This is a genomic window from Polaribacter litoreus (genome assembly GCF_054584775.1).
This window is the reverse complement of the sequence record NZ_JBTLRD010000022.1, coordinates 26,545-48,199: the sequence shown is the minus strand read 5'-3', so window position 1 is coordinate 48,199 and position 21,655 is coordinate 26,545. Positions and strand designations below refer to the sequence as shown.

Here is a 21,655-nt window from a genome sequence, read left to right as displayed (position 1 = left end):
GCCCAATACAATGGTTGTTGCAGAACTTTCTTGCCTTTTCATCAATAAAAATAACAAGAAGGGAAAAAAGATATATGCTGCATAATTTTTTATACTGGCCATTTTAGAAAATTCCCAAATACACAAAAAGCCAAATAGGGTTATTAAAACGATATAAGATTCTTTAGAATAAAGTATCGCTGCAATAAAAACTAATATGTAAACAATTCCGGAAAAACTTCTTTTAAGAAGGTTGCGCATATTATAAATCTTCTAAGAGCAGCAAATATAAGTTTTTTGAATTATTGTTTCCGTAGTTTAAAAAATTATCATCATTTTTATGAATGTTATAATTATTTATAGAAGATATGTTTGTGGGTAAACCGTTTTTACTATTTATTTTAATACCTGTTAAGCCTTCTCCTGTATCTTTAACCAACTGACTTGTGGTAGCATACACAATGAAATTGTCTGGAAATTCTTTTAAACAAGTACTCTGCAATTGATTTGACGAAAACATAATATTGCCTTTGTCTGCAATTAAATGTTCGCAACTTGTAAAAATTACGCTTTCATCTGTGTAATGATTAACAAATGTAACATCATTTTGATTGAAAAGTTGGTTTAAATTTTGATCTAATAGATGAACTTCTTTCCAATTGTTTTCAATAATTATTTTCTTAAGATTTAAAGCAACTTCTTCGTTATTATCACAATACAAAAATTTACCTCCTTTTTCTACAAAATAATGCACAAAGAGCTCGTCAAGAGTTAAATTTACCTCTTGTTTTTGAATATATTCCTCTTCTTTTACTGGTATGTTAAAAAGTTTTTTTAAAAAATTCATTTAAAACTATTCTTCAGAAACATTGTCTACTGACGGAATATCTTCTTCTTTAACCATTTTAACTTCTTCTTCTACTTCAGATTCGAAAGGTCTTTTTCCAAAAATCTTCATTAAATCATCTTTAAAAATAACTTCTTTTTCTAATAGTAACTCTGCTAAAACAGTTAGTTTTTCTTTATTATCAGAGAGTAATTGTATGGCACGTTGATATTGAATTTCTATCATTTTAGAAATTTCTTTATCAATTTTTTTACCTGTTTCTTCACTGTAAGGCTTTACAAAAGCATCATTACCAGAAGAATCGTAATAGGTAATATTACCCACTTCTTCGTTTAAACCATATACAGTTACCATAGCTCTGGCTTGTTTGGTTACTTTTTCTAAATCGCTTAATGCACCTGTAGAAATTTTATTAAAAATAATTTTTTCGGCAGCTCTACCTCCTAAAGTAGCACACATTTCATCTAACATTTGCTCTGTTTGCACAATCAATCGTTCTGCTGGCAAATACCATGCTGCTCCTAAAGATTGTCCTCTAGGTACAATGGTTACTTTTACTAATGGAGCTGCGTGTTCTAGCATCCAACTAACTGTAGCATGACCTGCTTCATGAAATGCAATAACTTCTTTTTCTTTTGGTGTTATTACTTTTTTCTTCTTTTCTAATCCACCTACAATTCGATCTACAGCATCTAAAAAATCTTGATGATGAATGGCTTTTTTACCAGTTCTAGCAGCAATTAAAGCAGCTTCATTACACATATTTGCAATATCTGCACCCGAAAAACCTGGTGTTTGCTGCGCTAAGAACTCCACATTTACATCATCTGCAATTTTTAACGGTTTTATATGTACTTCAAAAATTTCTTGTCTTTCTCTAATGTCTGGTAAATCTACATAAATCTGACGATCAAAACGACCTGCTCTCATTAATGCCTTATCTAAAACATCAGCTCTGTTTGTTGCTGCAATAACAATTACATTGGTATCTGTACCAAAACCGTCCATTTCTGTCAATAACTGGTTTAAGGTATTTTCTCGCTCGTCATTACCACCTGTCATGCTGTTTTTTCCACGTGCTCTACCAATGGCATCAATCTCATCGATAAAAATAATAGAAGGCGATTTTTGTTGTGCTTGTTTAAATAAATCGCGCACTCTAGAAGCACCAACACCTACAAACATTTCTACAAAATCTGAACCTGATAAAGAGAAAAACGGAACACCAGCTTCGCCTGCAACAGCTTTTGCCAATAATGTTTTACCTGTTCCTGGAGGGCCTACTAATAAAGCTCCCTTTGGAATTTTACCTCCTAATGAAGTATATTTTTCTGGACTTTTTAAGAAATCTACAATTTCTTGCACTTCTTCTTTTGCCCCTTCTAAGCCTGCAACATTTTCAAACGTTGTTTTAACCTTAGTATCTTTATCAAATAATTTGGCTTTAGATTTACCGATGCTAAATATTTGACCTCCTGCTCCAGAGCCTCCTCCTGCTCCAGACATTCTTCTCATAAAGAATAACCAAATAGCAATTAAAATGATGAATGGTAAAAAACCAAGAATGGCATCAAAAATGCTGGTTCTTTCTCTATTATCAATATCTACAATAAGATCGTTTTGCTCTTTTGCTTCGTTTACGCTTTGCTCAAAGGTTCTTAAATCACCAAAATTATATTCATACACAGCAGAACCTGGTCTGTAAAATGTTGATGATGTAAATTTTTGATGCTTAGACTTTTTTAAGGCATCTTGCGTTAAATAAATTTGAGCTACATCTTTGTTTAAAATAACGATTTCTTTGATATCATTATCTTTTAAAATTTCATCAAATTTATTTTTAGAAATACTTTTTGATGCTAAATCGCCACTACTAAAAAATTGAACTGCAATGATTGCAATTAAAATTGCTCCATAAATCCAATAAGCATTGAATTTAAATTTAGGTATATTAGGTTTGTTATCTTTATTTGAATCACTCATGTGTTATAAAATCAATAGGTTAAACAGGATTAATTTCGGTGATTTTTGCATCACCCCAAAGGCTTTCTATGTCATAAAAATCTCTAACATGCTTTTGGAAAATATGTACCACAACACTAACGTAGTCCATTAAAACCCATTCAGAGTTGGTTTGTCCTTCTATATGCCAAGGTTTATCTTTAATTTCTTTGCTTACTACTTTTTGTACTGAACCTGAAATAGCGTTTACTTGTGTGTTTGAAGTACCTGAGCAGATTATAAAATAATCACAAACTGTATTTTCTATTTCTCGTAAATCTAGAAGTTGAATATCTTCTCCTTTTACGTCATCAATTCCTTTAATAATTACAGCGATTAGTTCGTCTGTGCTTACTTGCTTTTTTGTCATTAACGTATTCTCTAATTTGTATGCAAAGTTATTGTTTTTTTGCGAGTATTTTACGTAATTTTGAACTACTTTACACAATATTTAACAGTTGAAAATAATCAAACTTAATGCCATTGATTCTACAAGTTCTTTTTTAAAAGAATTATCTAAGGATTCTATTTTAGAAAATTACACCGTAGTTATTGCTAATGAACAGACAAAAGGGCGTGGTCAACAAACCAATACTTGGGTTTCAGAACCTAATAAAAACCTAACAATGAGCGTGTTTGTTACTGGTTTAGACTTAAAAATAAATCGTCAAAAATACTTGAATTTTGCAGTTAGCTTGGCTGTTTTTGACCTCCTTTCTCATCAAAATATTAGAGCTTTAACCATTAAGTGGCCAAACGACATTATGTCAGTACACCAAAAAATATGTGGCATTTTAATAGAAAACGCTATTAAAAATCAAAAAATTCAATCTTCTATTATTGGTATTGGCTTAAATGTTAACCAAGTTCAGTTTCCGGATTTTTTAAAGCAGGCATCTTCTTTAAAATTGCTTACCAATAAGCATTACAATTTAGATGCTTTGCTAAAAGAATTGTTAAATCATCTAAAAAAACGAATAACACTTCTGCGCAACAAGGATTACCAACAGTTAGAGAATGATTACTTAAATGTACTTTATAAAAAAAATTGCCCAACTATGTTTAAAAATAGTGGGGCACAATTGTTTATGGGTAAAATTATTGGAATTTCTTCTTTAGGAAACCTTTTAATTGAATTGGAAAACGAAACTATTCAAGAATTTGGAATTAAAGAGGTTTCTTTGGTTTAAATAGTTTCTAAATTAGCTGTTAAAGTATCAATAAAGCTGGTTAATGGTTTTTTTACCATCATGGCCATCATTGCATTAAATTCTCCATTAAAATCTAATTGTACTTCAGAAGTTTTATCATCTATTTCTTGTATATCTGCAACCAATTCAAAATCTAGTTTGCTACTAGCCGCACCTAAAGTAACATTTGAATATTCGGTTTTTTGTTTTAAAACCAATCGAATTTCTGGCATTCCTTTTAATCCGAAGATAAATGAATCTCCATCAACCTCAAATTTTTGAATAGATGCAGGCATTAATTGCTCAAAGTTTTTTAGATCTGATAGAAATTCAAACGTTTCTATTTGAGATTTCTGTACTACTACCCTATTGCCTTGTATGTTCATTATTCGTTCATTTTATTGATTCCACTCACTTGGATTTGCTCGCCATTTTTGTAATGTTAACCAATCTTTTTCAGAAATGTAATTACTATCTAAGGCTTGCTCTAACAAGTTTTCGTAATTACTTAAAGTAACTAAATTTATATTTTTTTCTTTAAAATTTGTTTCAGCTACATCAAATCCGTAAGAAAAAATAGCTACCATGCCTTTAACCACAGCACCTGCTTCTTTTAAAGCAGTAACAGCATTTAAACTGCTATTACCTGTACTAATTAAATCTTCGATAACCACTACATTTTGCCCACTTTCTAAATGCCCTTCGATCTGGTTTTTTCTACCATGTTTCTTGGGTTCGGGTCTAACATAAATAAAAGGTACCCCCAAAACTTGGGCTACCAATACACCAATGGCAATAGCGCCAGTTGCAACACCAGCAATAACATCTGGTTTGCCATACTCTAATTCAGCAATTTTAGCAATTTCTTCTTTTAAGAAAACACGTACTGAAGGATAAGATAAAGTGATTCTGTTATCACAATAAATTGGAGATTTCCATCCTGAAGCCCAGTTAAAAGGCTCTGTTGGACTCAACTTTATTGCTTTTATTTGCAACAAAAGTTCAGCCGTTTTTTTTGCAGTATCTTTGTTTAAAATCATATCGCAAATGTATAAAGTTTTTGTAAATGATAAACCAATTATCATCACATCTTCATTGAAAAATGAAAATAAATATGCGGTTTATCCTTTTAAACACATCCTTTTTGAAGAAATATTACACAAATTAAAGTTTGATGCTATTAAAGGAATTGTACTATATTCTACTGATTTAGAGAAAGATTGGACTAACTTTAAGCATCATCTAGATGTAATTCCAGCAGCTGGTGGTTTAGTAACTAATGCACAACAAGAAATACTTTTTATTTATAGAAATAACGTTTGGGATTTACCCAAAGGAAAAATAGAAAAAGGAGAATCTACAGCAACAGCAGCCATTCGAGAAGTTGAAGAAGAGTGTGGTATTTTTAACCTAAAGCTAGGTAAAAAACTATGTATAACTTATCATATTTACAATCAAGATGGTTTAAAATTAAAAGAAACCCATTGGTATTTTATGTCTTCTAAGTATACTGGTGCATTAAGTCCGCAATTAGAAGAAGGTATTACCAAAGTTTGTTTTAAAAACGAACAAGAAATAAGTGATGCTTTGCAAAATACCTATGCTAATATTAAATTGGTGTATGATATTTATAAAGAAACTTAGTTTTCTCGAAAAACCTTCTATCTTTGCCCACTTAAATTTCTAATGCCAAATGACTACTTTTTTAAAAAAAATTACCCCTAATGTAAAAGATGATGTTTTAGCCGGAGTTACAGTTTCACTAGCTATGATTCCTGAGGTAGTTGCTTTTGCGTTTGTGGCACAAATAGATCCATTAATGGCACTTTCTGGTGCATTTATTATCGGAATAATTACTGCAATTTTTGGTGGTAGACCAGGATTAATTTCTGGAGCTGCAGGTGCTGTAGCCGTAATTTTTGTACACATGATTTCTGAAGGACATACCAAAGGAATGTTATTAGATCAGCCAGTAGAAAATATGGGCTTTTTCTATTTAATGGCATGTGTAATTTTAATGGGAATCATTCAAATTTTTGCAGGTGTTTTTAAATTAGGAAAATTTGTTCGTTTAATTCCGCATTCTGTAATGATGGGTTTTGTAAACGGCTTGTCTATCGTAATTTTTATTGCACAGGTAAAAATGTTTTCGCACAAATCTTTATCGGTTTCTGCAGAAGGCGTTAACGAATATAAAAGTACTTTTATGCAAGGTACTGAGCTGTATACCATGATTGGTTTGGTTTTATTAACCATGGCCATTATTTGGTTGCTGCCTAAAATCACTAAAAAATTACCTGCAGCATTAACCGCAATTTTAGTGACTACTTTAATTGTAATTGGTTTTAATATCGATACGACTACTGTAGGTTCTTATATTATAGAAGGTGGTGGAACAGGTTTAAAAGGCGAATTCCCTACTCCGAATTTAGCTTTATGGCAAAATTTACCATTTAATTTAGATACTTTACAATTTATTGCATTGCCTGCTTTTTTAGCTGCTTCTGTAGGTTTAATAGAAACTTTAATGACCATGAATTTGGTGGATGAATTGACAGAAACCCGAGGAAATGGAAATAAAGAATGTATTGCACAAGGTTCTGGAAATATTATTTCTGGTTTGTTTGGTGGTACTGGAGGCTGTGGAATGATAGGCCAAACTGTAATTAATATTAATGCTGGTGGTAGAGGACGTTTGTCTGGTGTAATGATGGCAATAACCTTGTTAACTTTTATTCTTTTTGCTGATAAATACATAGAAATGGTGCCTATTGCAGCTTTAGTAGGGGTTATGTTTATGATGGTGATAGAAACTTTTGCTTGGTCTAGTTTTAGAATTTTAAAGAAAATACCAAGATCGGATGCTTTTGTTTTAATTTTAGTATCTGCGGTTACTGTTTTTGTAGATTTGGCTGTGGCTGTTTTTTTAGGTGTAATTGTCTCTGCTTTGGCTTTTGCTTGGGAAAACGCCAAAAAAATTAGAGCTAGAAAGCGTTTTAGAGAAGATGGCACAAAAGTTTATGAAATTTGGGGGCCTTTATTTTTTGGAAGCATTGCTGCTTTTAACGAAAAGTTTGATGTAAAAAATGATCCTGATAGTGTAGTTATCGATTTTGTTGAAGCTCGTATTTCTGACCATTCTGCCATTGAAGCCATTTTTGCTTTGGTAGAAAAATACCAAGCAGCAAACAAGAACATTATTTTAAAACACTTAAGTGAAGACTGTAAGGTGTTACTTTACAAAGCTAGCCCTATTTTTAATGATATTATAGAAGAGGATATTGATGATCCTAGATACCACTTGGCTGCAAATCCAGAACAATTTCCTAAGCCTTTGAAAGAGTATAAGTTTTAGGGTTTAATTATTATTTTATAAGTAATGAGTTCCTTTAATTGCATTTTTGGCAGAGTAAAAAGAAACAAATTCTAAATCTTCTGAAAGATTTTCATACAGCGATGCAATTAGATATTTCTTGATTGCATCGTTTTTATTTAGTGCTGTTTCATTTCCTAAATGAACATCATTTTTGTAAATCGCAAATATTGTTCCTGTTTCTTTTTTCATTTTTAATTTTTAATTTTTTAGTTATCCTAAAGACAATTTAGCAGCATCTTTCCATAAATAATGAGGCATTGGCTCTTTAAGTTCCCAATTTATACTCATGGGTTTAGAACCATAATAATCTCTTAAATTCCCTTCTCCAATAAATACGTAACCTAAGCTGTTGCCATATTCATTTTTAGCTTTTTCACGAACAAAAAGCAAGATTCTTTTTTTATTTTTTTTATGGTTTATATAAGACAAGCCCTTTCCTTTGTCGGGTCTTGATTGGTTTTGAGTTTGCCAATGAAACAATAATTCATTTACAGCATAATCATCATACATTGTTGTAGGTGAAAAATTTTCTTCGGAATTTATAAGGTTTATAAATAGTATTTCAGTATTCAAATTTTTGTTTTCGGCAGTTCCTTCTCTATTTGATGATTTCTTCTCGAAAGAATTAAACTTAAAAGCCGTTAGAATTTGATCTCGTGTATAACGACTATGCAGTTTTAATGGTTGTTGATAAGGTAGTAGAACAGGTAGTTCTTTAAAGTTGATGTTTCCTATTAAAACCTCAAGGACTTCTTTTATTTCTTCAACTAAAACATTATTTGAACCAATAGCTTTTATACTTTTTTCTAAGGTATCAAAACCAGCTGCTTTTTGCCAAACATCATAATGCAACATTAAAAGCATTGTCTTTTCATTAAAAGAAAATTCTGAAATATTTATATTGAAGTTTAGTTTTGCAATTTTTTGAATAAAAGAAAAATAACTTAAAGAATTTGTTGAAAGCCATTTGTTTAAAATTGCAGAAACAATTTCTTTTTCATTCTCTGATGGGAAATTATTTATTTTACCCGCAAGTTGACACAAGCGTTTCCAACTTCCTCTTTTATAGATAAATTGTAAAGGAATATTGTAAAAAGAGCTAAAGTTACCAATAGTTAAAGCTAAATTAGTGTCGTGTTGAAACTGTTGAATTTTTTGAATTAGTTTACTTTTATTTAAAGAGGTTGCAGCTGAAATATTTTTAAGAATTGTTTCTTTTGTTTTTTTCTCTAGTATTATTGAGCATCCTAATGGTAAATGAGGAAAATTGTCTTCAACTTCTTTTTTAACAGTTGTATTTGTTCTACCAATTAAGGCCCTAAACTTACTTTCAAAATTGTATTCTGGTTTAGAATTTCCTACAAAGTCTAAAACAGTTAAACAATCTTTATCTTGATGCAGTCTTAAACCTCTTCCTAATTGTTGTAAAAAGACAGTTAAACTTTCTGTTGGTCTTAAAAATAGCACAGTATCAATTTCAGGGATATCAATACCTTCGTTAAACATGTCAACAACAAATAAATAATTGATTTCTTTTTTTTCTAATTTTTGACGAATAAAAACCCTGTCGTTACTGTTTTTACTTGTTAAATAATCTGCTTTAAATCCTGCTAAAGTAAATTTTTCTGCCATGTATTTTGCATGTTCCATAGACACACAATAACCTAAAGCTCTAACATCAGTAACATCTTTTGTGTACTTGTTTAATGCATCAATTATTTCTCTTACTCTTCTATCACTTTCTGTATATAAATTAGTTAACTCGCTAGCAACGTATTTACCTCTAACCCATTTAACATTTGTTAAATCGATGCTATCTGTAATACCAAAGTATTGAAAAGGGCAAAGTAATTTTCTATTCATTGCTTCAGGTAATCTTATTTCTGCTGCAATTTTATTATCAAAATCTTCTAAAATATCTCCACCATCCATTCGTTCTGGTGTAGCTGTAAGTCCAAGAAGTACTGTTGGTTTAAAGTAATTGATTATTTCTCGATAGCTATTGGCTTTTTGGTGATGGCACTCATCAATAATAATATAATCATAATATTCTGGTGTTAAATTATGATTTTTATATTGATTATTTACTGTTTGTACAGATGCAAATATATATTCAAAATTATTAGGAACTATTCCATCAACCCAAAGTTCTCCAATATTATTATTTCTTAAAACACCTTGAAAAGTTGATAGTGATTTTTGTAATATTTCTTTTCTATGTGCTAGAAAAAGAAGCTTAGCAGAAGTATTTTCTTTTTTAAATCGTTTATAATCAAAAGCAGAAATAACTGTTTTTCCTGTTCCTGTTGCTGCAACTACAAGATTACGATACCTATTGTGTACAGTTCTTTCTACTTCTAGTTTTTCTAAAACTTCATTTTGATAAGGAAAAGGTTTGATATCAAAAAAAGCAGTTGAGTTTTCATAAGGTTTACTAAACTTACTTTGCTTTAGTGCATTTTGTAGTTTTTCTTTGTGAATGACATCATCAAATAATTCAAAATCATCGCTTTGCCAATAGGCATCAAATGTTTTCTGAAATTTGTCAATTATGTGACTAACTTCTTTAGTTGTAACTTTTAAATTCCATTCTAAACCATCAGTTAAAGCCGACCTTGAAAAATTAGATGACCCAATATATGCAGTATGAAATCCTGAATTCCTATAAAATAAATAAGCTTTTGCGTGTAATCTTTCGTTTGAAGTATTATAAGATATTTTAACTTCTGTATTAGGCAGTTTAGCGAGTAACTGAATAGCCTTATAATCTGTTGCGCCTATATAAGTAGTAGTAATTACTTTTAATTTCCCTCCTTGTTCAGTAAATTCTCTTAATTCTTTTTCAAGAATAATTATACCTTTAAACTTAATAAAAGAAACCAATAAATTAATTTGATTTGACGATAAAATCTCTTTTTTTAATTCACTTTCCAAGGATAAACCTCCATTCCCTCCTGTAAAAAGTTCACTTTGGGTTAAAGTTGTATATGGTGTAATTTCTTTGAGTCTTAAATCTAAATTTGAAAAATGAGCGTCAGCTTTAGAGAACACCGCTTTTAAAATTTCACCTTCTACATTTATTAAATCTTCATCAAATTCTTGTTTATTTAGTTCTTCCTTAAGTAAAATGATTATTTTGTTAGCTATTTTAATCTGTTCATCTACTTTCGTTTTTCCAATAAATCCAAATGCTTGTTTTAATGTTTTGGCTAAATGTTTAGAAAGAATACTTGAAGCCTCCACTTTATCAATGGGACTTTTCTTTAAAAAGAATTTATTTTTATCAATTTCACTTAATTTCTCATTGATAAGTTGTGTAATTAATTCTTCGTAGATTCCTTGATTCATAATGCTAAAAATTCTTTCAAAATAGGTACATCTGCTTCAGCCCAATCTAGGTTAATTAATTCTTTTTTTTGAGCTAAGACAAAATCTGAATGTTCTTTTAATATTAGTTCTCCTGAAATATAATCAGTTAAAAAAGGAATCAATTTAATTTTAAAATCAGGATACTCATAAGCTACAGGAGTTAATCTTTTTTTAATTTCAATTTTAATATTTAATTCTTCAAATATTTCTCTTTTAATGCATTCTATTTCTGTTTCTCCTTTTTCTATTTTTCCTCCTGCAAATTCCCATTTTAAAGGAAGTTTCATTGTATCACTTCTTTGTACAGCTAGAATTTTATCACTGAATTGAATGATTGCACAAGTAACTTTAATTCTTTTTTCCATAACAAATAAAGCTGAAGAAATTGCTTTTAAACGAATTTACAAATAATTTATAATAATACTCTCATTCTATACTCATGAAATTTTTAGTGTATTCAATTTCTAAAAACACGAATAATTCGTTATTGTAGCTAAAGTTGGCAATCTTAAAATAATACTCTTTAAACTTCTAGTTATTTATTACCTAATTTTTAGGTAAAACGTTAGTTACTTTTTGATATTGGATGCTTTACTTTTATAACAATATACTAGTATTTTTATTAATTAATACTAGTATATTCTATAAAATATAGTAGTATATTTAAAAAAAAAATTGTAGTACTTTTTATTAAAGAAGCATCATACAATAAAACTCTTCTACCTTCTAAACATACAAAATAAAAGCAATTACAGATGACTTTATGTTATAGAGCTCATTAGTTACGAATGTAATTTTAATTTGAGTTTTCTTAACTATACCATTTGCTTCGAAAGCTACTTTCAGTAAAAATATTTTTTTTATACCAGTAATTTTCGAAATGATAATCTTTTATTTTTCAGAATAATATACCTGTACCAACCTAAAATGTTATATTGAACACAGGTTAAAATCCGTTTTAATGGCACTAAGTATAAAATTGAGTGATATTTGGCCAAGGATACAATTCTGAATTTGCGTGATATTTGTAAATTTAACATTAGGGTTCAGTGCTCAGCAACAGAGGTATTACTATTTACAAAAAGGGTAACAAAAATATAGCTTAATCGCTATGTTTTTGAACGCCCTTGAAAAAAAGATTGTATAGTTTTGTAGGAGTTAAAACAAAATACAAACAGGTTTTGGCGCAGAAATTTCTGAAACAAACGTTAGTTTTCCTGTTTTTTTATCTCTTTTAAATGATATGATATTGTTCGTATCTTGATTGGCCACCAAAAGAAATTTATTATCGGGAGTTAACGAAAAATTTCTCGGGCTTTCTCCTTTTACAGATTCAAAATCGACTAAAGATAATTTTCCGTTTTTAGGATGTACTTTATAAATTACAATGGAATTGTGCCCACGATTAGATGCATATACAAATTTACCGTCTTTAGAAATATGAATATCTGCTGCTTTAGAAAATTCGGTAAAATCTTCAGGAATCATAGAAATTGATGCATCTATTGTATAAAAATCACCCTTTTCTTTTACCAAAGTTACTGTATTATTGAGTTCGTTTAAAACGTAAATCCATTTATGATTCGGATGAAACGTTAAATGTCTTGGCCCTGCACCATCTTCCATTTTTAATTTAGTTGGATTTGCCAAAACGAGCTTATTTTCTTTTTTATCAATCGTAGAAAACCATAATTCATTGGTTCCTAAATCTACAGCAATAACTTCTTTTTTCTTTGGATGAAACCAAGCAGAATGCGCATGTGGTTTTCTCTGTCTGTTTGTAGTTCCTTTACCTGTGTGCTGTTGTACATTTAACAATTCTGACAATTTACCAGATTCATCCGCTTGTAATAAACCTACACTTCCACCTCCATAATTTGCAGTTAAAACATAATTATCATCATTTATGGCTACAAAACAAGGTCCTGCTCCACCAGATTCTGAAACACTAATTTGCTTTAAATTATCTTTTTCAATTTTATACGATTTTACAAAACCCTTGCCTTTTTCTGCAGTTTCTGCAACTGCAAAAAGTATTTTATTGTCTTTAGATTTTGCTAAAAAAGTTGGATTTTTCGTTTCTGCAACCAATTCAATTTTAGATAAAAACCCTTTGCTATCAATTTGCGATTTGTAAATCCCTTTACTCTCACCATCTGTATAGGTACCAATGTAAAATTCCGTAGTATTTTGCTTTTTCATTTCTGATGTTTTACAACCAATTACAAAAGCTAAAATTGATAGTATAATTATATTTTTCATAACTATCTTACTTTAAAAACCGGCAAACGTAAATGTGCTTTTTCGTAATATGGTGAGTTTTTATGAATAAAATTTAACTGCATTCTTGGGTTTTTAGCAAAATCTGCATCATTGCTTAATTTCTCTTCAAATTCTTTTTTAAGTGATGGATTTTCAGCTACTAATTGCTCAGCAATATCTTCGAAAACATAAGCTGAATACCCTTCTTTTTGTTGTAAAATCGTATCGAAAAAGTTCCAATTAAAAAAAGAATCTGTCGCTTCTGCTTCTAGCGTTTCTAATAAATAACGAACTCCATTTTGATGCGTATCAATATAAATATCACCTTTTAAAAATTTAATGTTTTCTGTAGTTTTAGTCACTGAGGTATTGTAATGCAAATAATGCCCTTCGTAAGGCGATGTTCTACTTTTATAGTCTTTTATATGATTTACCTCAACTTCAATGATGGTATCATTTTTAAAACGTGTAAACTCAATGTTGTTATTTTTTAATCGCTCAACAACATTATGCCAGCCTTGTGGCAAAATATAAGCTTTCGGAATTTCGATTGTTTTGGTTACTTTAAACTCATCAAAATATTTGGTTTCTTTTACAAATGGTTTTGTTTTATCGTAAAATAATCGTTTTCCATTGGTAACTTTACTCTCAATAATTTCAGCTTCATACCCTTTAAAATCTAGCGTTCTAAACTTTTCTCTATCTACCTTAAATTGAATAGGATAGGTTTTTTGCGCTAAAATTTCTGATGTTGCTTTGGCACGTAATTCTTTTATTTTTTCTGAATTATTTTCAGCAAAATCAAAAGCAGAAAGCATTAACTCATACGTTTGTTCTACTCTAACTTTATACGGTTTTAGCATGTGCGTTTCTACCATTAAACCTAATGTATTGAACAATGTTGTGTAACCTGTAGAATATCTTGGCGAATCGAAAAATTGCGAAAAACCTGCTTCTGGAGTTGTGCCCCAAACATTTACGTATGGAGTAATATGAATCCCTTTATTAACCAAAGATGTTTCTAAATCAGGTCGCATTCTATTTTGCAAAAAATCGCCTAAACTACCACCTAACTTGTTGTGTTGCGTAAATAAATGTGTAATTGCATATTGATAATCTGCACCATTACTTACATGATTGTCTATAAAAACATCAGGATTTACAGTATGAAAAACTTCTGCAAACGCTGCTGCATTTTTGGTATCTTGTTTTACAAAATCTCTATTTAAATCGTAATTTCTGGCATTTCCTCTAAAACCATATTCTAAAGGTCCATTTTGATTGGCTCTTGTATGCGAGTTTCTGTTTAAAGCGCCTCCAATATTATACACAGGAATTACACAAATTATTGAATTTTGATATTTGTTTTGCAAAGAATCGTTTTGTACAATATCTCTTAACAACATCATAGAAGCGTCTATTCCATCAGACTCACCTGGATGAATTCCGTTATTGATTAAAATTCGATTTTTAGGCGAGTTTTTAATTTCATCAACATTATAAACGCCAGATTTGTCATACACCACCAAATGCAAAGGTTCTCCTGAATCTGTTTGTCCAAATGAAAACAATGAAATTTCGTCATATACTTCTGCCAAATCTGTGTAATACGAAATTACCTCTTTGTATTCTGGAGTTTCTGTGCCTTTAGAAATTTCGAAAAGTGTGGTAAAATCTTTGTTTTCTTTGGATGAATCATCACAAGAAAAAATTAAAATTGAGATAAGAAGTACGATTATTTTTTTCATTTTATATTAGGTTAAAATGTCGACAATAAAATCAACATTAATTATGAGATTTCTCCACAAGGTCGAAATGACATTTTATATTTTATTTTACTCTAACAGCTTCAGGTACTAAGCCTGTGTAATCTCCATCATTTCTAATAACATCTCTTACTATTGATGAAGAAATATAACTTTTACCTGATGATGTTAATAAGAAAACCGTTTCAATTTCTGATAGTTTTCTGTTGGTATGTGCAATGGCTTTTTCAAACTCAAAATCACCAGGATTTCTTAAACCCCTTAAAATAAAATTTGCATTTATTTCTCTACAGAAATTTACTGTTAAACCTTGGTAGGTTACCACCTTTATTTTGGGTTGGTGTTTAAAGGTTTCTTGGATAAACTTTTTTCGTTCTTCTAAAGAAAACATGTATTTTTTATCGGCATTAATACCAATGGCAATAATTAATTCATCAAAAACGGTAACACCTCTTTCAATAATATCTACATGACCCAATGTTAATGGATCAAAAGATCCTGGAAAAATTGCTTTTTTCATATTTTAAATTTGATACTATTTTTTTTGATTAAGGATTTTTTTGAATCAAGAAACAAGACAAAATCTGCTATTTTTTTGCTTCTTGCTTCTTTTTTCCTGTTTCATGAATCAAAAATATCTTGTCTCTATTTGTAAGCACTCATTATTGCATTATCAAATAACGCTTTTAAAGAAATACAAGCTTCTTTGGCTTGTTTTGGCAAAATGCTTTCTTCTGTCATTCCAGGTACTGTATTCATTTCTAAAAAATGTGGTTCTCCATCAACAAAAATATATTCAGATCTAGAAAAACCACTCATATTTAAGGCTTTGTACGCTTTTACAGCAACCTCTTCTACCCTACTTTTTTCTGCTGATGATATTCTTGCAGGCGTTATTTCTTGCGATTTTCCTTCGTATTTTGCTTCATAGTCAAAGAAATCATTTTCTGATACAATTTCTGTAATTGGCAATACTTTAATTTCGTTGTTATATTCAATTACCCCCACAGAAACTTCGGTTCCGTTTAAAAAAGACTCAATTAAAATGGAATTGTCTTCTTTATACGCCACATCAATTCCTTTTAAAATTTCCTCTTTAGAATACGCTTTAGAAATTCCGTAACTAGAACCCGCATTGTTAGGTTTTATAAAACAAGGCAAACCAACTTTTTCGATTATTTTATCAGGGTCAATAACATCACCTCGATTTAAATAAACAGAAACTGCGGTTTTAATGCCATATTCTTTTACAACACTTAAGGTATCTTTTTTGTTAAAAGTTAATGCCATTTGATAAAAAGGAGCAGAAGTATGAGGTATATTTAGCAGTTCTAAATAGCCCAAAAGCATTCCGTTTTCACCTGGCGCACCATGAATGGCGTTAAAAACGCAATCAAAAATGATGGTTTCTGTACCTAAAACAAAAGAAAAGTTATTCTTATCAATAGAATATTCTTGATCATTAGCATCTAAAGCAACCCATTTGTCCTTTAAAATATGAACCCTAAAGGCATTGTATTTTTCTTTATCTAAATGTTTGTAAACCACATTTCCACTGGTTAAAGAAATGTCGACTTCGGATGAATAACCACCCATTATTATGGCAATATTTTTTTTCATCAAATTTTATTAATTAAAACAAATTTATCAAAATATAAATAGAAACTGCAACGTTTACTTTTTATATATTTGTACTACTAACAAAAAACAACGATGAGAATTTTTCAATTTCTTAAAAGCAAAGTATTTTTTAAACAAATTGCCATTGCTGCTATTGGAGCTGTTGTGCTGTTTTTTGCATTAAAATTCTGGTTGAATATTACCACCAATCACGATCAAAAAATACAAGTTCCGGATTTACATAAATTAACTTTATCTGAAGCCAATAGGAAATTAAAAGAATTAAATTTAGATTTTAAAGTGATAGATAGCGCAAGCTACAACGAAACGTACCCTAAAAAATCTGTGATAGAACAAAGTCCGGAAGCTGGAGATTTTGTAAAGGAAAAGCGTAAAATTTACTTGACTTTAAATCCGTCTAAATACAGAGACATTACCATACCAGATTTAAATGGACGAACTAAAAGACAAGCAGAATCTGAATTAATTGCCATTGGTTTTATTGTAGGTACAGAGTATACGTATGTTAGAGATATTGGTTTAGATGTAGTAAGGGGCCTAAGACATAAAGGAGAAATTTTGAACCCTAATGACAAGTTACCTAAAAATTCTATAATTGATTTGGTTTTGGGTGATGGAAAACGATAGTTGATTTTAACATAAAAAGTGATAAAAACCAATTGTCTTGAAACAACTCTCGCACTACGATATTAACAACAAACAACAAAATTTTCCTATTACTATTGTTTGCGATGCGATAAGAACACCGGAAAATATTGGGATGTGTTTTCGAATTTCAGAAAGTTTTGGCGTATCAAAAATTTACTTACACCAAAGTTCGCCTTCCACATCAAACAGAAAAGTAATTAATACTGCAAGAAATACGATTACTAAAATTGCACATGAGTATTATACCGATTTTAATACTACAATTCAACAATTAAAAGCAGAAGGAAATAGTATTATTGGCATAGAAATAACTGATAAAAGCATCAATATTCAAGATTTTAATTTTAAAAATCTTGAAAAAATCGTTTTACTTTTGGGTAGCGAAAGAAATGGAATTGAAAACATTGATTTGGTAGATGCCACAATTGCAATACCTATGTTTGGCAGTAATTCTTCTATGAATGTTATACATAGTTTGGCAATTACATTGTATGAGCTTACAAATCAGTTAAAATAAACTGTTATTCCTGTGAAAGTAGGAATCTAAAAATAATTAAAATAAATCATAAAAAATTCCTTCCTTTTAGGAAGGTTAGGATGGGAAAATGAAAGGAGTTTTATTAGTAAATTTAGGATCACCAGATAGTACTTCTACTAAAGATGTTAGAAAATATTTGGATGAATTTTTAATGGACGAACGCGTTATAGATGTACCATATTGGCTAAGAGTTTTGCTGGTTAGAGGTATTATTTTAAATACAAGACCTAAGAAATCTGCAAAAGCATACAAGAAAATTTGGTGGGATGAAGGCTCTCCGCTAATCGTTTTGTCTGAAAGATTGTTAAAAAAAGTTAGAGCAAAAACAGAATTGCCTGTTGCTTTAGCAATGCGTTATGGAAAACCCTCTATAAAAACAGGATTACAAGAATTGCAAGACCAAGGTATAACCGATGTTTTAATAGTACCTTTGTATCCGCAGCATGCCATGGCTACCACTGATACAATTATGGTTCTGGCAGAGAAATTAAGAAAAGAATTTTTCTCAGAAATGAAATTCACCCACATTCCTGCATTTTATCATAAGAAAGATTATATTAAAGTACTAGGAGACAGTATTCAAAATTATTTAAAAGGTAAAGAATGGGATAAAATTTTATTTTCTTACCATGGAATTCCTGAAAGACACGTCAGAAAATCGGACATTACAAAAAGCCATTGTAACCCTTCTGATAGTGAAAACTTTGCATGTTGTAAAACAAAATCTCCAGCACATGAGTTTTGTTACAAACACCAATGCTATGAAACTACCAAACAAGTTGTGGAATATTTAGGCTTAGAGCCACATCAATACTTTGTTTCTTTTCAATCTAGATTAGCAGGTGACCCATGGTTACAGCCTTATACAGATAAGATGATTGAAAAATACCCAGAAGAAGGCGTAAAAAAATTAGCAGTGGTAACTCCTGCCTTTGTTTCTGACTGTTTAGAAACACTAGAAGAAATTGCCATGGAAGGTAAAGAAGAGTTTTTAGAAGCTGGTGGAGAAGAATTCCATGCCATACCTTGTATTAATGATAATGACGATTGGGTAGATGTACTGGTAAGTTGGATAGAAGATTAAAAATTAGCTATAACAACTAAAATGAAACCCTACAAAGATGAATCTCCTGAAAAAACGATCATAAAAGCTCGCAATATTTTAAGTGATTTAGGTATTTTTATTATTGAAAAACATAAATTTAAAAGTAAACATATTCATACTGCGAGTGTTGAGGTTTCAAGTAGTAATTTAAATAATTTAAAGGGCTACAAATTAAAAACCTATGGAAAAGGTAATACTTTTGAATATGCTCTTGCTAGTGCATATGGTGAGTTTTTTGAGAGGTTACAAAATGGGATTCTATTTAAAAATACACATTATGCCACTCGAAATCAAGTAAATAAAAATATTAATAAATTATTTACACAAAACTTAAACAAGAAAAATGCTGTCTTAGAATACAACTATGATCCTAGAGAGAAAATTGTTTCTGCAGATAAATACATCGAAAAAAATCTTATTTTTTTAGAAAAAATATTTTACACTAAAAACCGCGAACAATTAAGAGATTTAATCTTAAATAAATTAAAATTTAAAGATTTAATTTGTGTACCATTTTATGACTCAAAAGAAAAAAAGGAAATTTTCTTACCAATTGAATTACTTTTAATTACGTCAGGCTCAAATGGAATGTCTGCGGGTAACACATCTGAAGAAGCTATAATTCAAGGAATTTGTGAAATTTTTGAACGTTTTGCTTTAAAAAAAGTATATTTCAACAAGTTAATACCACCTACAATACCAATAGAATACTTTAAAGATAACAAAAAAACAATAAAAATGTTAAAGCAGCTTGAAAATCAAGGCTTAGACATTATTATTAAAGACTTTTCTTTAGGAAAGAATATACCTGTAATAGGAGTTTTAATTTTAGATAAAATCAATAATAAGTATAACGTTAAAGTCGGTTCTGATGTAGTTCCTAATAGAGCTTTGCAAAGATGTTTAACAGAGTTTTATCAAAGCGCTACAATACCTAACTTGTCCTTAATTGAAAATATTGATGAATATAAAAAACACAAATTAGAAAACAGGTATTACGATTTTATTAACTACAAATATATCAGTAACTTTTCATCTGGGAATTGGCATAGAAGTTTTTTTAGCAATGAATTTAGTTATAAGTTTGAAGGCTTTGACAAAAATTTAGGGCAATCTCACAAACAAGATATTATATATTTAAAAAAACTAATTAAAAATTTTGACACAAATTTATTTATTCGAAATGTTTCATTTTTAGGGTTTAAATCGTTTTATGTTTATATTCCAAAACTAAGTGATTATCAAACTAATAAAATTGATGACTACAACAATTTTATTGAGTTTAAAAATCAAAAAGAAAAACTTCTTTCTATAAAAAAATTAAATAATCTAGAACTTTTAGAGTTAATAAACTGCATAAGTAAATGGTTAGAAATTAACCCAAATTTTTGGAGAGATTTTATTAAGCCGTCATTTGGATATCATAGTAAAGAGGATTTATTAAATTTAGATGTTAATCTTTTTCTAAGTATGGCACATTATAAGTTAAATAATTTGGATTTGTCAATCCATTATTTAGATCTTTTTTTAAACGAATTTTGTGCAGAAGATCGTTCTTCATACTTATACTTTTACGCTTGTTTAGACTATTTTAAAATGAAAAAAGATAATCTTTCCATTGAAAAAATTCATTTTTTTATGCAGATTGTATACCCTATGCAATTAGTAGAGGAAGTTGTTTTGGATTTATATGACTCAAATAAAATTTTTAAATTTCAAAAATTACCTACTTGCTATGAATGTGAAAGCTGTGAAATTTCAAAATACTGTAATTATTTCGATGTAATGAAAATGGTAAAAGTTATACAAAACACACAAACTAACAATAGCATAGAACAAATAGATTTGAACAAAATCATATAAAAAATGTATATTTGTCTAAGAATAAAATTAATAAAGAAGTATGAAAAACAAAAAGCAAATAGAAAACAAAATTACTAGGAAAGAAGCTTTAAAAAGAATTGGTGATTTTGGTAAATATACTGCTCTAACATCATTATCTACTTATATGATTTTAAACCCTAAAAAAGCCCAGGCACAAAGTGAAATACTATGTGAAGCCCCACCATCTGGGTTTTAATTTGTGCTTAAAAAAGATATTAATAAATAATCGTCTGTTAAAATCTGTAATTTTCACTAAACACATTAGTTGTAGTGTTTTGAATTTCTTAAGCAGTAATTATTATTATACATAATTAAACAAACCACAAATTAAAAACAATATGGATTTTTTATACATAAAAGCATTACACATTATTTTTGTGGTTACTTGGTTTGCTGGGTTATTTTATATTGTTCGTTTATTTATTTATCAAACAGAAGCTGAAAACAAGTTAGAGCCAGCCAAGTCTATTTTACAAACACAGTACAAGTTGATGAGCAAACGTTTATGGTACATTATTACATGGCCTTCTGCAATTTTAGCCAGTATTTTTGCCTTTTGGATGCTGTATGAAAGTCCTTATTACTTATCTGAGCCTTGGATGCACATCAAATTAAGTTTTGTATTGGCACTTTATTTTTATCATGGTTTTTGCCAAAGAATATATTCTAAACTTCAAAAGAACATTATATCTTACTCAGCTTTTAAGCTACGTATGATTAATGAAATCTCAACGATTTTGTTATTCGCTATAGTATTTTTAGTTACCGTTAAAAGTGCTATTAGTTGGGTTTGGGGTGTTGTTGGTATAGTTCTTTTTGGAGTGTTATTGATGTTATCTATCAAACTTTACAAAAAAATACGCGAAAAAAACTCTTGGGATCAAGCTGAAAAGGACGTTTTAGAAAATAATGATGAAAAATAAAAACCAGTGTAACCTACTACATAATGTAATTTGAATTTAAAGCAGATGGCTTATTAGTCAATTGTTCTTTAATGATTTCAAACACACATTATTTTTACTGAAATGAGATTCGTTTCAAAGAATAAA

The 21,655-nt window shown here is 29.7% G+C and carries 21 protein-coding genes; 9 read left to right on the top strand and 12 right to left on the bottom strand.

Translation table 11 applies throughout. The annotated features are described in order from the left end of the window. Positions 1–241: 241 nt before the first annotated feature. The 3 genes from ACW9UN_RS15745 to rsfS are packed head-to-tail and all read right to left on the bottom strand — an operon-like array spanning position 242 to position 3,197. On the bottom strand, positions 242–826 hold the full coding sequence (locus tag ACW9UN_RS15745; RefSeq protein WP_459487321.1) for an LUD domain-containing protein: 585 nt from the start codon (positions 824–826) through the stop codon (positions 242–244). Between the two features lie 6 nt (positions 827–832). Then, a complete protein-coding gene (gene ftsH, locus ACW9UN_RS15740) occupies positions 833–2,809 on the bottom strand; it encodes an ATP-dependent zinc metalloprotease FtsH (RefSeq protein WP_459487320.1) in 1,977 nt (658 codons plus the stop codon). Between the two features lie 19 nt (positions 2,810–2,828). Further along, positions 2,829–3,197 carry a ribosome silencing factor gene (rsfS, locus tag ACW9UN_RS15735; protein ID WP_459487319.1) on the bottom strand — a complete coding sequence of 123 codons (369 nt, stop codon included), beginning with the start codon at positions 3,195–3,197 and terminating at the stop codon, positions 2,829–2,831. Positions 3,198–3,285: 88 nt separating this feature from the next. On the opposite strand from rsfS, the gene ACW9UN_RS15730 reads away from it, so the two are divergent. After that, positions 3,286–4,017 (top strand): biotin--[acetyl-CoA-carboxylase] ligase, encoded by a 732-nt coding sequence (locus ACW9UN_RS15730; RefSeq protein WP_459487318.1) that lies wholly within the window; start codon positions 3,286–3,288, stop codon positions 4,015–4,017. Here the strand turns inward: ACW9UN_RS15730 and ACW9UN_RS15725 are convergent. Further along, entirely contained in the window at positions 4,014–4,403 is a 390-nt protein-coding gene (locus ACW9UN_RS15725; RefSeq protein ID WP_459487317.1) for an SRPBCC family protein, read from the bottom strand. The genes ACW9UN_RS15730 and ACW9UN_RS15725 overlap by 4 nt on opposite strands. 12 nt (positions 4,404–4,415) lie before the next feature. Beyond that, positions 4,416–5,057: an orotate phosphoribosyltransferase gene (pyrE, locus tag ACW9UN_RS15720; protein WP_459487316.1), complete on the bottom strand. Its 642-nt coding sequence runs from the start codon at positions 5,055–5,057 to the stop codon at positions 4,416–4,418. A gap of 7 nt (positions 5,058–5,064) precedes the next feature. Between pyrE and ACW9UN_RS15715 the strand changes: the two genes are divergently transcribed. Both ACW9UN_RS15715 and ACW9UN_RS15710 read left to right on the top strand, forming a co-directional pair. Then, complete coding sequence (locus tag ACW9UN_RS15715) at positions 5,065–5,661, top strand: NUDIX hydrolase (protein ID WP_459487315.1); 597 nt, start codon at positions 5,065–5,067, stop codon at positions 5,659–5,661. A gap of 49 nt (positions 5,662–5,710) precedes the next feature. Then, entirely contained in the window at positions 5,711–7,372 is a 1,662-nt protein-coding gene (locus tag ACW9UN_RS15710; RefSeq protein ID WP_459487313.1) for a SulP family inorganic anion transporter, read from the top strand. A 15-nt stretch (positions 7,373–7,387) separates the two neighbouring features. Here ACW9UN_RS15710 and ACW9UN_RS15705 read toward each other — a convergent pair whose 3' ends face one another. From ACW9UN_RS15705 to ACW9UN_RS15675, 7 genes are all read right to left on the bottom strand, one after another. Further along, entirely contained in the window at positions 7,388–7,582 is a 195-nt protein-coding gene (locus ACW9UN_RS15705; protein ID WP_459487312.1) for a hypothetical protein, read from the bottom strand. Between the two features lie 21 nt (positions 7,583–7,603). Then, positions 7,604–10,741 carry a DUF3427 domain-containing protein gene (locus ACW9UN_RS15700; protein ID WP_459487311.1) on the bottom strand — a complete coding sequence of 1,046 codons (3,138 nt, stop codon included), beginning with the start codon at positions 10,739–10,741 and terminating at the stop codon, positions 7,604–7,606. Continuing rightward, on the bottom strand, positions 10,738–11,127 hold the full coding sequence (locus ACW9UN_RS15695; protein ID WP_459487310.1) for a (deoxy)nucleoside triphosphate pyrophosphohydrolase: 390 nt from the start codon (positions 11,125–11,127) through the stop codon (positions 10,738–10,740). Before ACW9UN_RS15695 ends, ACW9UN_RS15700 begins: the two co-directional genes overlap by 4 nt. A 793-nt stretch (positions 11,128–11,920) precedes the next feature. Continuing rightward, positions 11,921–13,024, bottom strand: a complete 1,104-nt coding sequence (locus ACW9UN_RS15690) for a lactonase family protein (protein ID WP_459487309.1) — start codon at positions 13,022–13,024, stop codon at positions 11,921–11,923. Between the two features lie 2 nt (positions 13,025–13,026). After that, a complete protein-coding gene (locus tag ACW9UN_RS15685; RefSeq protein WP_459487308.1) occupies positions 13,027–14,772 on the bottom strand; it encodes a M14 family metallopeptidase in 1,746 nt (581 codons plus the stop codon). 82 nt (positions 14,773–14,854) lie between these two features. Further along, entirely contained in the window at positions 14,855–15,310 is a 456-nt protein-coding gene (gene coaD / locus ACW9UN_RS15680) for a pantetheine-phosphate adenylyltransferase (protein WP_459487307.1), read from the bottom strand. Positions 15,311–15,435: 125 nt separating this feature from the next. Then, on the bottom strand, positions 15,436–16,410 hold the full coding sequence (locus tag ACW9UN_RS15675) for a D-alanine--D-alanine ligase (RefSeq protein WP_459487306.1): 975 nt from the start codon (positions 16,408–16,410) through the stop codon (positions 15,436–15,438). A gap of 93 nt (positions 16,411–16,503) precedes the next feature. On the opposite strand from ACW9UN_RS15675, the gene ACW9UN_RS15670 reads away from it, so the two are divergent. The 6 genes from ACW9UN_RS15670 to ACW9UN_RS15645 all read left to right on the top strand — a co-directional run bounded on the left by ACW9UN_RS15670 (position 16,504) and on the right by ACW9UN_RS15645 (position 21,529). Next, positions 16,504–17,058, top strand: a complete 555-nt coding sequence (locus tag ACW9UN_RS15670) for a PASTA domain-containing protein (RefSeq protein WP_459487305.1) — start codon at positions 16,504–16,506, stop codon at positions 17,056–17,058. A 37-nt stretch (positions 17,059–17,095) separates the two neighbouring features. Beyond that, positions 17,096–17,596, top strand: coding sequence for a TrmH family RNA methyltransferase (locus tag ACW9UN_RS15665; protein ID WP_459487304.1), 501 nt, complete (start codon positions 17,096–17,098; stop codon positions 17,594–17,596). An 88-nt stretch (positions 17,597–17,684) separates the two neighbouring features. Next, entirely contained in the window at positions 17,685–18,701 is a 1,017-nt protein-coding gene (gene hemH / locus ACW9UN_RS15660) for a ferrochelatase (RefSeq protein ID WP_459487303.1), read from the top strand. A gap of 21 nt (positions 18,702–18,722) precedes the next feature. Continuing rightward, the gene (locus ACW9UN_RS15655) at positions 18,723–20,585 is read left to right on the top strand and encodes a YcaO-like family protein (RefSeq protein WP_459487302.1); all 1,863 of its coding nucleotides are present in this window, start codon (positions 18,723–18,725) and stop codon (positions 20,583–20,585) included. A 40-nt stretch (positions 20,586–20,625) separates the two neighbouring features. After that, a complete protein-coding gene (locus tag ACW9UN_RS15650) occupies positions 20,626–20,802 on the top strand; it encodes a hypothetical protein (RefSeq protein WP_459487301.1) in 177 nt (58 codons plus the stop codon). A gap of 142 nt (positions 20,803–20,944) precedes the next feature. Beyond that, positions 20,945–21,529 (top strand): CopD family protein, encoded by a 585-nt coding sequence (locus ACW9UN_RS15645; protein ID WP_459487300.1) that lies wholly within the window; start codon positions 20,945–20,947, stop codon positions 21,527–21,529. Positions 21,530–21,655: the final 126 nt, after the last annotated feature.

Coding starts and splice junctions, on each gene's coding strand:
- pyrE (WP_459487316.1), bottom strand. CDS start 5,057: ATGATTTTAAACAAAGATACTGCAAAAAAAACGGCTGAACTTTTGTTG.
- ACW9UN_RS15650 (WP_459487301.1), top strand. CDS start 20,626: ATGAAAAACAAAAAGCAAATAGAAAACAAAATTACTAGGAAAGAAGCT.
- ACW9UN_RS15710 (WP_459487313.1), top strand. CDS start 5,711: ATGACTACTTTTTTAAAAAAAATTACCCCTAATGTAAAAGATGATGTT.
- ACW9UN_RS15645 (WP_459487300.1), top strand. CDS start 20,945: ATGGATTTTTTATACATAAAAGCATTACACATTATTTTTGTGGTTACT.
- ACW9UN_RS15705 (WP_459487312.1), bottom strand. CDS start 7,582: ATGAAAAAAGAAACAGGAACAATATTTGCGATTTACAAAAATGATGTT.
- ACW9UN_RS15655 (WP_459487302.1), top strand. CDS start 18,723: ATGAAACCCTACAAAGATGAATCTCCTGAAAAAACGATCATAAAAGCT.
- ACW9UN_RS15745 (WP_459487321.1), bottom strand. CDS start 826: ATGAATTTTTTAAAAAAACTTTTTAACATACCAGTAAAAGAAGAGGAA.
- ACW9UN_RS15690 (WP_459487309.1), bottom strand. CDS start 13,024: ATGAAAAATATAATTATACTATCAATTTTAGCTTTTGTAATTGGTTGT.
- ACW9UN_RS15725 (WP_459487317.1), bottom strand. CDS start 4,403: ATGAACATACAAGGCAATAGGGTAGTAGTACAGAAATCTCAAATAGAA.
- ACW9UN_RS15685 (WP_459487308.1), bottom strand. CDS start 14,772: ATGAAAAAAATAATCGTACTTCTTATCTCAATTTTAATTTTTTCTTGT.
- ACW9UN_RS15695 (WP_459487310.1), bottom strand. CDS start 11,127: ATGGAAAAAAGAATTAAAGTTACTTGTGCAATCATTCAATTCAGTGAT.
- ACW9UN_RS15675 (WP_459487306.1), bottom strand. CDS start 16,410: ATGAAAAAAAATATTGCCATAATAATGGGTGGTTATTCATCCGAAGTC.
- hemH (WP_459487303.1), top strand. CDS start 17,685: ATGAAAGGAGTTTTATTAGTAAATTTAGGATCACCAGATAGTACTTCT.
- ACW9UN_RS15700 (WP_459487311.1), bottom strand. CDS start 10,741: ATGAATCAAGGAATCTACGAAGAATTAATTACACAACTTATCAATGAG.
- coaD (WP_459487307.1), bottom strand. CDS start 15,310: ATGAAAAAAGCAATTTTTCCAGGATCTTTTGATCCATTAACATTGGGT.
- ACW9UN_RS15715 (WP_459487315.1), top strand. CDS start 5,065: ATGTATAAAGTTTTTGTAAATGATAAACCAATTATCATCACATCTTCA.
- ftsH (WP_459487320.1), bottom strand. CDS start 2,809: ATGAGTGATTCAAATAAAGATAACAAACCTAATATACCTAAATTTAAA.
- rsfS (WP_459487319.1), bottom strand. CDS start 3,197: ATGACAAAAAAGCAAGTAAGCACAGACGAACTAATCGCTGTAATTATT.
- ACW9UN_RS15670 (WP_459487305.1), top strand. CDS start 16,504: ATGAGAATTTTTCAATTTCTTAAAAGCAAAGTATTTTTTAAACAAATT.